The 10,825-nt window shown below is 63.5% G+C and carries 7 protein-coding genes; 3 read left to right on the top strand and 4 right to left on the bottom strand.

What is annotated here, in order from left to right; translation table 11 throughout:
* The first annotated feature begins 349 nt into the window (after positions 1 to 349).
* Positions 350 to 2,455, top strand: a complete 2,106-nt coding sequence (metG, locus tag A9762_RS23010) for a methionine--tRNA ligase (RefSeq protein WP_069344310.1) — start codon at positions 350 to 352, stop codon at positions 2,453 to 2,455.
* A 69-nt stretch (positions 2,456 to 2,524) separates the two neighbouring features.
* Here metG and A9762_RS23005 read toward each other — a convergent pair whose 3' ends face one another.
* On the bottom strand, positions 2,525 to 2,986 hold the full coding sequence (locus A9762_RS23005; RefSeq protein WP_069344309.1) for an Lrp/AsnC family transcriptional regulator: 462 nt from the start codon (positions 2,984 to 2,986) through the stop codon (positions 2,525 to 2,527).
* Positions 2,987 to 3,103: 117 nt separating this feature from the next.
* Between A9762_RS23005 and A9762_RS23000 the strand changes: the two genes are divergently transcribed.
* Positions 3,104 to 3,358 (top strand): DUF6356 family protein, encoded by a 255-nt coding sequence (locus A9762_RS23000; RefSeq protein ID WP_069344308.1) that lies wholly within the window; start codon positions 3,104 to 3,106, stop codon positions 3,356 to 3,358.
* Positions 3,359 to 3,377: 19 nt separating this feature from the next.
* On the opposite strand, the gene bamE is transcribed toward A9762_RS23000, so the two are convergent.
* The 3 genes from bamE to A9762_RS22985 form a co-directional block, all read right to left on the bottom strand.
* On the bottom strand, positions 3,378 to 3,914 hold the full coding sequence (gene bamE, locus A9762_RS22995; RefSeq protein ID WP_083254214.1) for an outer membrane protein assembly factor BamE: 537 nt from the start codon (positions 3,912 to 3,914) through the stop codon (positions 3,378 to 3,380).
* Between the two features lie 130 nt (positions 3,915 to 4,044).
* Complete coding sequence (locus A9762_RS22990; protein WP_083254213.1) at positions 4,045 to 8,292, bottom strand: translocation/assembly module TamB domain-containing protein; 4,248 nt, start codon at positions 8,290 to 8,292, stop codon at positions 4,045 to 4,047.
* Positions 8,292 to 10,025, bottom strand: a complete 1,734-nt coding sequence (locus A9762_RS22985; protein ID WP_069344316.1) for an autotransporter assembly complex family protein — start codon at positions 10,023 to 10,025, stop codon at positions 8,292 to 8,294. Before A9762_RS22985 ends, A9762_RS22990 begins: the two co-directional genes overlap by 1 nt.
* A 410-nt stretch (positions 10,026 to 10,435) precedes the next feature.
* Between A9762_RS22985 and A9762_RS22980 the strand changes: the two genes are divergently transcribed.
* Positions 10,436 to 10,618, top strand: coding sequence for a DUF3460 family protein (locus A9762_RS22980; protein WP_069344307.1), 183 nt, complete (start codon positions 10,436 to 10,438; stop codon positions 10,616 to 10,618).
* Positions 10,619 to 10,825: the final 207 nt, after the last annotated feature.

The following is a 10,825-nucleotide window of genomic DNA, read 5'->3' as shown; positions in this document are numbered from 1 at the left end:
TTCAAACGCCTGCCCGCCCCGCCGGGTGGGCGTTTGACGGTTCCCCCGCCACACGCATGCTGCGACGCAGCATCGAAAGTCGGCACACTGGTTGAACTAATCCCCTGCCCTATCGCTCAGACCCTTCGGAAGTGCCTACCGTGGGCGCTTTCATCTCCTCTTTGTTATTGACGTTACGTGTGCCTAGTTATGCCGGAACCTGGTTCCGGCTTTTTTTTTGCCGCTCGCTTTGTCCCGTGCGCCGCGCGCGGACGAATTCGTCATCCGGCGCGCCTGTTTGGGCGTCAACCCGCCCCGCCTGCTAGAATCGTCCTTTCCTGCATCCCTCAACCCACCACAGTCAATCCACATGTCCCGCCGCATTCTCGTTACATCCGCACTGCCGTACGCCAATGGCCAGATCCACATCGGTCACCTGGTGGAATACATCCAGACCGACATCTGGGTACGGTTCATGCGAATGCAGGGCCATGAGGTGTACTACGTCGGGGCAGACGACACGCACGGCACGCCCGTCATGCTGCGTGCCGAGAAGGAAGGCCTCACGCCGAAGCAACTGATCGATCGCGTCTGGACGGAACACAAGCGCGACTTCGACAGCTTCAACATCTCGTTCGATAACTATTACTCGACGGATTCCGAAGAGAACCGTGTATTGTCCGAAAGCGTCTATCTCGCCCTCAAGGAACAGGGCCTGATCGAAGCGCGCGACATCGAGCAGGCGTACGACCCGGTCAAGGAAATGTTCCTGCCGGATCGTTTCATCAAGGGCGAATGCCCGAAGTGCGGCGCGAAGGATCAGTACGGCGATTCGTGCGAAGTCTGCGGCTCGACCTATGCGCCGACGGACCTGCTCAATCCGTACTCGGTCGTCTCGGGCGCCACGCCGGTGCGCAAGACGTCCACGCATTACTTCTTCAAGCTCTCGGACAAGCGTTGCGAGCAATTCCTGCGCAAGTGGGTGTCGGGTCTCGCCCAGCCGGAAGCCGCCAACAAGATGAAGGAATGGCTCGGTGAAGACGGCGAATCGACGCTGGCCGACTGGGACATCTCGCGAGATGCGCCCTACTTCGGCTTCGAAATTCCGGGCGCGCCGGGCAAGTACTTCTATGTGTGGCTCGACGCACCGGTCGGTTACTACGCCAGCTTCAAGAACCTGTGCGACAAGCGCGGCCTGAACTTCGAAGAATGGGTGAAGCCCGGTTCGACCACCGAGCAGTACCACTTCATCGGGAAGGACATCATGTACTTCCACACGCTGTTCTGGCCGGCAATGCTCGAATTCTCGGGCCATCGCACGCCGACCAACGTGTTCGCCCACGGCTTCCTTACCGTGGACGGCCAGAAGATGTCGAAGTCGCGCGGCACGTTCATTACGGCGCAGAGCTTCATCGACACCGGGCTGAATCCGGAATGGCTGCGCTATTACATCGGCGCCAAGCTGGGCAACACGATGGAAGACCTCGATCTGAACCTCGATGACTTCATCGCGCGCGTGAACAGCGATCTGGTCGGCAAGTACGTCAACATCGCCAGCCGCGCCGCGGGCTTCCTCATCAAACGTTTCGACGGCCGCGTGTCGGCAGACGCAATGAAGGCCCCGCTGCTCGAACAGGTTCGCGCCGCTGCGCCGCAAATCGCCGCCTATTACGAAGGGCGCGAGTTCGGCAAGGCGCTGCGTCTGGTGATGGAGCAGGCCGACGCCATCAACGGCTACGTCGACACCGTCAAGCCGTGGGATCTGGCGAAGGATCCGGCGCAGGCTGCCGCACTGCACGAAGCATGCTCCGTGTGTCTGGAGGCGTTCCGTCTGCTCACGCTGTATCTCAAGCCGGTGCTGCCGACCACGTCGCAAGCCGTCGAGCAATTCCTGAACATCGCGCCGCAAACGTGGCAGGACGTCGATCGTCCGCTCACCGGCGATGCCGCCATCACGGCTTACAAGCACCTGATGACGCGTGTCGAAGGCAAGCAGGTCGAAGCGTTGCTCGCGGCCAACCGCGACTCGCTGCAAGCGACCGCCCCCACGACGGAAGCGGCGGCCGCGAAGGGTAAGGACAAGTCCGCCAAGGCAGACAAGTCGGCACCGGCGACCGAGAAGGCAGACGACGGCATCATCACCATCGACGACTTCGCCAAGATTGACCTGCGCATTGCGCGCATCGTCGATTGCAAGGCGGTCGACGGTTCTGACAAGCTGCTGCAACTCACACTCGACGTGGGCGAAGCGCAAACGCGCAACGTCTTCTCCGGCATCAAGTCCGCTTACCCGCAGCCGGAAGTGCTGGTCGGCAAGCTGACGGTGATGGTCGCCAACCTGGCCCCGCGCAAGATGAAGTTCGGGATGTCGGAAGGCATGGTGCTCGCTGCGTCGGCTGCCGACGAGAAGGCGGAACCGGGCATCTACATCCTTGAGCCGCACGATGGCGCAAAGCCCGGCATGCGCGTGAAGTAAATCTCACGTTCGTCCAGCAAAACACCCCGAGTGCCGGTTCTCCGGCCTCGGGGTGTTTTGTTTTCTGGCTCAGCGCAGGTGATCCACCGGCAATGCGGTGGTGAATTTCACGGTTTCCATCGAGAAGCTTGCGCTGATGTCCTGAAGATCGGCCACGCGAATGAGCTTCTTGTAGAAACGGTCGTACGCCGCAATGTCCGGCAGATAGACCTTGAGCAGATAGTCGATGTCGCCGGCCATGCGGTGGATCTCGACAATTTCGGGCAATTCCCGCGCGCCGGACACGAAGCGGACCATCCAGTCCTCGCTATGCGTCGCCGCCTTGATGAACACGAACGCCGTGACGCGCAGATCCAGTTGCTGCGGATCGCACAGCGTCACCTGCCCGGTAATCACGCCGTTTTCCCGCAGACGCTGCACCCTGCGCCAGCAGGGAGTTGGCGAAAGATGCACCGCCTCGGCCAGTTCGCCCAGCGAGCGCGAGGCATCGCTTTGCAGATTTTCAAGAATCGCGAGATCGGTTTTGTCCATGGCAGCCACCCGGGAGGAAAATTTTTCCAAATCCTACCCGATTCGGCAGGATATTTGAAAGCCTTTACCTCAGGCGTGCCATTAGACTTCAGAAACATTCTTAGAAGAGCGCTCGCCATGAAAATCTTCACTCAACATCCGGCATCCGTCGGCGAAAACTATCTCCAGCACATGGGGTCGGCACTCTCGTTTGCGCTGCCGTTGCTGGGGGCCTGCTTCGCTTGCCTTATCCACGCCATTTTGCCGTTCGCGTTCGAGAAAACCGGGAGCAAGATCATCGTGCGATTGCACGAGCGCATGGTGACGAACCGGCATCGGCACGCGACGCAGCAGGCATCCGCCGAACCGGCCGGTCAGGTAACCCCGCAATAAACGGATCGGTGGGCGGCGATCACGGACGCTCGGACGCCGGATCCGGCGAGCGCGACGTCACCGTGACCCGGCCGTCCGCCCCGAAGTGGGCGTTGAACATGCCGGGCGAATTCACACCGTCTTCGAGCCAGCGCCAACTCCACACCGTCTCTTTCTTCAAACGATACTCGGCAACCGTCGTGGGTTTGCCGAGCAGACGCCGCACATCGTCCTGTGACATTCCCGGCTGTACCTGCCCGAAGTTCTCGGCCGAGAGCGCCTGCGTCACGCGCGTGAGCTTGCCATTCGCATCGATGTCGACCATGTACGTCTTGAGCCCGCCCGGTGCACGCGGATATTCCAGGCGACGCGAACCGTCGTTGTTCTCCCAGACGATCTCCGGCTTACCCATCTGATCGCGCACCTGCGCTTCGGTCGTCTCCCCCGGTTTGAGGTCGCGCAGCAGCATGTCGTCCGGCTTGACGGCATTGAATGTGTCGCGCGCCTTTTCACGCACTTTGTCGATCTGCTGCTGGTCGCAACCGAACAATCCCAACAGACTCGCGAGCAATCCCATAGCGACTCCCCAACGAAGGCCCCGGCGCATACCCGGTGCTCCATGATCGAAATCGATCGACGTTTTCATCGTGACTTCTCCTCTTCACGTTAGTCGGGCGCGACTGCCATCCACGTCCGACGCGACGCCATTAATCGAAGCGACGGTTGAACAGCACATCGAACCCCGACAGCGACCCGGTGCGCAAGGCGAGTTGCCAGCGACGCGACACCTGCCACGTGATTTTCACGATACTCGCTGCGCTGGTCAGACTTTGCTCGTATCCCAACGAGAAGTTATCGGAGATCGCCTTGCCGACTTTGACGACCTGTTCGTCGTCGGAGAGCCCCGAATCGCTGGTGCCGATGCTGAACTCGTCGATCCCCAGATCCTTGATGATGCGCCGGCCGCCCGTCGCGCCTAACAGCGCGGTGGCCGCCCCCGCCATCGCCTGACGCTGCCCCAGCCCCGCGCCATCGGGGCCATGGCCGAACATCAGCCACGAGAGCTTCTCCTCATCCGACACGTTCGGCTCGGAGACGAGCGTGACGCGTGGCTGACGCACCGTGCCCGTCACCAGCACACCCGCGGCGACTTCCTGATTGCGACGCATCGCCTGAATGTAGAGATCGGGGTTGTCCAGCGGGCCGACGAAGTTGATCTGACCGCGATCAATGGAGAGCTTGCGATCGAACGCCTCGTAGGTGCCCTCGGCAACGGTGATCGTGCCGGTCGCGCGCATCGGCGTGAGCGGATCGCTTTGCACACGCATGCTGCCGCGCAACAGCAGATCCGCGCCCGCACCAACGAAGCGGAAGTCGCGTCCCAGATTGACCTCCACGTTGATGTGCGGCGAGAAGCGGCTCGTCGGTTGCGCGCCGATTCGCGCCGCTTCCTCCTTCGGATCGAGCGGCTTGGCGCGTGCCTGAGCGCCGCCACGCACGACGACGACATCGTCGCCCAGCCTCGGCGCGCTGGTCGGCGGCAAGGCGAACCGGGCGCGATCGACGGTGAACGTGCCGTTCAGCGCCATGGCGTCGCCACTGCCGGTGGCCTTAGCCTCGCCCGTGAGCGACAACTGCCGGTCCGGGGCCGCAAACAATTGCAGCTTGTCAGCCGCCAGCGTGATGCCAAGCGTCGGCTCGGGCGTGTCGAGACGGATGTTGCCGGTCGCACGCGCCGTGCCGCCACCGCCGCCGGTCATGACGACGTCGCGCAACACGATCTCGGTCGGCGTGAGGGCGATGCGCACCTTGCCGTCCTTCACGCTCACGCCCGTATCGAACATCTGGACAGAGAGATCGTCTGCGGTCAGTTCCCCTGTGGGACGCGGCTTCGCCACGGTGCCCGCCAGCGCCATCTGTAGATTCGCACGGCCCCTGAACGAGAACTGAGCGCCCGCGAGGTCTTCGAACCGCGAGAGGTTCGGAATCGCGACGGCCATGCGGCCGGTGAGCGGGGCATCGTCGGGCACGGTCGGAATACCGTCCTGCACGCGCAAGCCGGTCTGGACGTCGGCATCGAGCGTGCCGACCAGCGACGAAACCGCCTTCACCGTAGTGCGCGCGGTCTGTCCCGACAGATCGACGCGCGCATGCATCTCCGAGATGCCGAGCGGCACGCGCGCGCCCACCCCACCCTTCCCGCCATTTTCGGCGCTCAGGCCCGGAATGCCCGTGATCGTCACCCTGACGCTCTCGTTCACCCCACCGCGCCGCAACGTGACGTCGCCACTGCGGCGTACGACGTCGATGAAACCATCGGCACGCTGTCCGGCGCTCACATTCCATTTGCCGTCGAGCACCATGTCGCTCGCCACCGACGACGACTCGCCCGTGAACGACTGCACCACGCGCAGTACCTGCGCGATATCGAGCGTGTCGATCGTGCCTGCGGTCTTCAACTGGCCATCGCCATAATCGAAGTTCGTGAGCGACAACGTTCCCGCCGCTGCGACCAGCCGGGCAGCGCCCAGATGCACGCGCGCCGCGCTCGCCTCGACCTGCCACGGCGACGCCAGACTGAGCTTCGGCACGCCCCGGTTCTCCAGCGCCTGAATCGTGCCCTTCCAGCCCGGCTTGCCGCGCGTGTCCGTGATGGCGCCTGCAGCGTCGAGATTCATGTCGAGCGGCGCTTCGCGCAATTTGCCGCTCGTCTTGAGATGCAACGTATGCGCACCACGCGTGCCGGCCAACGCCACCGAGAGTTTGTCGAGCCGCGCAACGTCGCTGACGAAACCCTGAGCGTCGAGCGTCACGTTCAGACGGTCGCTCGGCGCGCCGGGCAAGCCACCGCTCACGTCCACCTTACCGGCCAGATGCTCAAGCTTCTGCGCGCCGAACACGAGCTTGTCCGCCGCGAGCGTCGCCACCACGACCGGACGCTCCATCGTCCCCGACACCTGACCGTCCAGTTGCAGACGACCGGCGAGACCGAAGCCGAGTTTTTCGAGCGACGGGGCATCGACGTTGACCGCCATCCGGTCGCCCGGCGCCCCGAAGCTGCCGCGCAGCAACACCTTGTTGCCTGCGACGAGCAGGTTCGCATCGCTGGGCAACAATCGCGTGCCCGCCAGCCTCACCGTGCCCGCACCGCTCATCGGCAAATCCGCGTAGACGCTGTCCTGCAAGGCGAATTTCAACGCCAGCCCGAACGCCGGACGCAACGCGCCCTGCGCATCGAACTGCCCGGTCACACTGGCCGTGGGTGTCTTCGAGCCACGCTTTTGCGAACCCTGCTTTTGCGAACCATAAAGGTCGTACCAGGCGGCGGGATCGAAGCGCGTGAGCCTGATCTGCGCCTGATAGGCGCCGGTGTCGCCGTTCCCCAGCACGCCGGTCGCGGCGACGCGGCTGTTGCCGGCATCCAGCGACAGTGCGTGAATCGTCGTGCCCTTGGCGTCGAGGCCGACGTCGGCGAGCACACGCCGGGCCGCATCGCGCCAGTCGAGCACGATGCGCTGACCCTTCGCGTCGAGTTTGACGTCGAGCGGGCCACCGAGCTTCGTTGCCGGCAACTTGCCGTACAACGCGCGCAGATCGAGGTCGCGCAGGGTCAGCGCGAAACCGCCGACAGTGGCTTCGGTGTCCGCTGTCGTGGTCGTTGGCGTGGTCGGTGCGCTCGCCACGGGTCCGCTGGCCTTCGCCACATCCGCCAGTGGCGCGACCTTCTCACGACGCAGTTCACCGCTGCCGGTCAGCACCGCGCGCCCTGCCAGTTTCAGTTCGATACCGGTCAACGCCTGACGCGTCGCGTCGAGCAGCACCTGCGTGCGCAGGCTCTCGACCGGCAGCCAGCCCGCATCGATCGCCCCCGGTTTCGCGTTGGTCACCGATACCGGCCCAAGTACGCGGAATGTCTTCGCGCCGGGCTCCGGGCGCAGATCGGCCTGCACGGCGAGATCGGCCTGCGGCGCCCCCGCTGCGAAATCGCGCGGATTGAGGTGATCGAGCGCAATCTGCGCCCGAGACAGAGGCACCGCACCGAACGGTGACGCCGCAATATGCGCCGTCCCGTTGAGCTTTTCACCACTGGCCGTCAGATCGACGATGAGCGCATCCAGCGAACCGGACAGATCCGCTTTCAGTGAAACGGGAATATCGCCCGCCTTCGCCTGCAAGCCGACGTTGCCGCCCAGTGCAAACGGACGTTGGCCGTTCAACTGGAGATTCGCCTGCGCCTCGCCGTAAGGCGTACCGAGATGCGCCAGTTGCACCGTATGCTGCGTACCATCGCTGCGTGCCGTCACCTGAATGTCTTCGAGCACCAGCGCCGGCGCGTGCATGGTGAGCTTCGCGACGCGCACGTCGTTGAGCGTCAGGCCAAGCGGCAGACGCAGGCTGGCGGGCATCGTCGTTGGCGTATTCGACGGTGGCGACGGCGCGAAGGCCAGATCCACCTCGCCCGCGTGCAACTTGTCCACCGTGAAATGCAGCGGACGCCAGGAAAGGTCCCAGCGGCTTTCGAGCTTGCTGACGGTAATGCGCGTCGCACCGTCGACGTATTTCACGTCGTTCACCGTGAAGCCGTGCAGCACACTGCCGCTGCGCCACTCACCCGACAGCTTGCCGCCGAGCGTGGAGACGGCCGTCTGCCAGAGCCAGCGGCTGCCGCGCTCGCTGGACATCGCCCAGACCAGCGCGCCAATGGCCAGCACGACGATGAGCAGGAGAGCCAGCACCATGCCGACCAGCGTGCGGCCCCACCGGCGAGGGCGCGTGGGCGGAGGCGTCGTGTTGTCCGGCGGTGGCGGATTGCCGCCGCTACCACCGCTACCGGTCGAACTCACTGCGCCGGTGTGCGACGGTGATGTCGACGTCAAGGTCGGTTCTCGCGCATCACCGGGGGTGCCAGCACTCATGGCGGTCGTATCGGTCGTATCGAGAGATGTCGTCGTCATCAGAACGCCACCCCCAGCGAGATGGACGGACGGAAGCGGCGATCATGCACGCCGTAGCCGAGGTCGAGGTTGACGGGGCCCACCGGACTGCGCCAGCGCACGCCCAGACCCACGCCGTGGTACAGCGGCGTGGGATGCCGATAGTCGTCGGTGGCCGTGCCCACGTCCCAGAACGCGGCACCGCCCCAGTCGCGCGTGAACCAGCGCTGATATTCGAGGCTGGCGGTGGTGAGGTATTTCGTCGGGAAGGTCGTGCCGTTTTGCTGACGACCGATGCTCTGATACGTATAGCCGCGAATCGACGACGTGCCCCCCGCGAAGAACAGCAGCGACGACGGAATCCGGTTGCTGTTGCCGTTGGTCAGCACCGCCCCGAGCTCCAGACGCGCCAGAATGAGATCGCGCTCGCCGACCGGAAAGTACTGACGAATACGACCGTACAGACGCACGAAGCTCTGATCGGTAAGCACCGGCTTGGCCGCGAAGCCGACCTGCGTGTTGATGATGTTGCCCTTGCGCGGGAAGATGAGATCGTCCACATCGCGACGGTTCCACGAGAAGGCGGGCACGAGCGCCTTGTTCTGAAAGCGTTCGCCGCCATCGGGCCGCTCGTCCGTGCGGTAGAAGTCCAGCGTATAGGCCCAGTCGTAGCGCTCGCGTGAACGGGCGCGTTTGATGCCGATCTGCGTGGAGCGCTGGTCGAGACCGTTCAGATACGTGCGGTCGAACGAGCCGCGCAGGCTATTGGTATACCCACTCGTATCCGGCGGCATGCCGATTTCGGCGTAACCGCCCTGACGATACTGTTCAAGGCGAGCCTGCGTATCAAACGTCCACGCCTTGCCGAACAGGTTGTAGTACGAGTAGCGTCCGTTGACGCTGGCGCCAGTATCCGTCGTGTAACCCACACCGCTCTGCACACGCTGCTCCGGAAATTCGCGCACCTTCACTTCGATCGGGGCGTTATCCGCCTTCGCCGGATCTTCCGTCACGGAGATGATGACGTTCGAGAAATAGGGCGTGGCCTGAATCTGACGTTGCAGCTCTTGCAGACGGTCGGCGTCGAACGGCTCGCCCTCGGACAGCGGATTGACGTTGCGGATGATCTGCTCGGGATAGCGCCGCGTGCCCGAGATGATGAGCGGACCCAACGTGAACGGCGGACCGCTCTCATAGGTCGCGGCGAGTGAGGCGGCGTTGGCGTCGGCGTCGATCACGGCGCGCGAGAACGTCATCTTTGCCGCGTGATAGCGCTTCTGTCCCAGTTGAAACAGCGTGTCGTTCTTGGCCTTGTCCCAATCCGACTGGCGAAACGGCGCATCCACCGGCAACTCCCAGACGTTGCGCAATTGCGTCACGCGCTCGGGGTTCTGTTCTACGACCGGCCCCGTGAATTTCAGGTCGACGTCCTTGATATGCGTGCGCGTGCCGGCGTCCACCTTGATATCGACGTCGCGCTTGCCATTGACGGTCGCGACATCCACATGGGTGACGGGCGAAAAGTAACCTTGCGTGGACGTGAGTTCCTGGACCTGCTCGCCGATCGTCGCGATGATGTGCTCGAATTGCGCGTCACCGATGTCGTCGCGCTCGGCAAAGCGCACGACATCGAGGTTGTCTTTCAGGAGTTTGGCGATGTCGCCGGGCGCGTCGACGCGAACCCGGTAGTCCGCCTGGGCGAAACCGGGCAGCCACAGGCCACAGGCCAATGCGCTCAGGGCGACCAGCCGGATCGGCGCACGGCATGACGGGTGCCATGACGCACGCCACGACGCACACCATGAGGGGCGGCGCAAAAGGCGCACACCGAAGCGACGGCCAGCGTCGTGTCCGGATTTGATCTGCGAGACGGTCAAAACCTTCCTTGAAATAATCGCCGCCGGTGGTCCGGCGTGCCGTAAGTCGTGCCCAAGCACGCGATGCCCGTCAGCATGGCACAACAGGACACCGCGTATTGCGTATGTGAATCGTATTTGAACATATCCCTTCGACGGGTTCACCCCGTGCGCCCCGAAATCGGGCAAATCGCCCAAAACGGCAAAAACCGGCAAAACGTCGAATGGGGACGGGTTTGCGGTAGAATCTGCGTCGATTGGCGCTGTCTGGATGGCGCCGCTTTTGCCTATTTTTCAAGCAATCGACCATGTACGAGTCCGACATCACCCAATTCATCAAGCAACTCAAGTCCGAGAAGCCGACGCTGGAAGCGGAGCAACGCAAGGGCCGTTCACTGCTGTGGGACAAGCAACCGATCGATCTGGACGAGCGTAGCCGCGCCCAGCAATCGCGTGTGGCCCAGCAGCCGTACGTCTACCAAAGCGAGTAAGCGCGTCATTCGCGTCGCCCAACGAGTTCTGCATTGAACCCGAGTTCCCCCGACGATCCGTCGGTCTCCCCCGCCTCGCCCGACCCGATCCCCGAGATCGCGCCGGTGCCTGAGCACGTCATTGCGGGGATGACCGAAGTCGCAGCAAGCGCAGGGCACGCGGCGGACGATGGCCGGAACGACGACATTCGTGACGATTCGGCCGAA

It is taken from the genome of Pandoraea sp. ISTKB (genome assembly GCF_001721285.1).
GTDB lineage: Bacteria > Pseudomonadota > Gammaproteobacteria > Burkholderiales > Burkholderiaceae > Pandoraea > Pandoraea capi.
Note: the sequence above shows the minus strand (reverse complement) of the source record. Positions and strands in the feature narration are given on the sequence as shown.

Excerpts from the sequence above, each read along its gene's own strand:
- metG (WP_069344310.1), top strand. The coding sequence starts at position 350 with ATGTCCCGCCGCATTCTCGTTACATCCGCACTGCCGTACGCCAATGGC.
- A9762_RS23005 (WP_069344309.1), bottom strand. The coding sequence starts at position 2,986 with ATGGACAAAACCGATCTCGCGATTCTTGAAAATCTGCAAAGCGATGCC.
- A9762_RS23000 (WP_069344308.1), top strand. The coding sequence starts at position 3,104 with ATGAAAATCTTCACTCAACATCCGGCATCCGTCGGCGAAAACTATCTC.
- bamE (WP_083254214.1), bottom strand. The coding sequence starts at position 3,914 with ATGGGATTGCTCGCGAGTCTGTTGGGATTGTTCGGTTGCGACCAGCAG.
- A9762_RS22990 (WP_083254213.1), bottom strand. The coding sequence starts at position 8,292 with ATGACGACGACATCTCTCGATACGACCGATACGACCGCCATGAGTGCT.
- A9762_RS22980 (WP_069344307.1), top strand. The coding sequence starts at position 10,436 with ATGTACGAGTCCGACATCACCCAATTCATCAAGCAACTCAAGTCCGAG.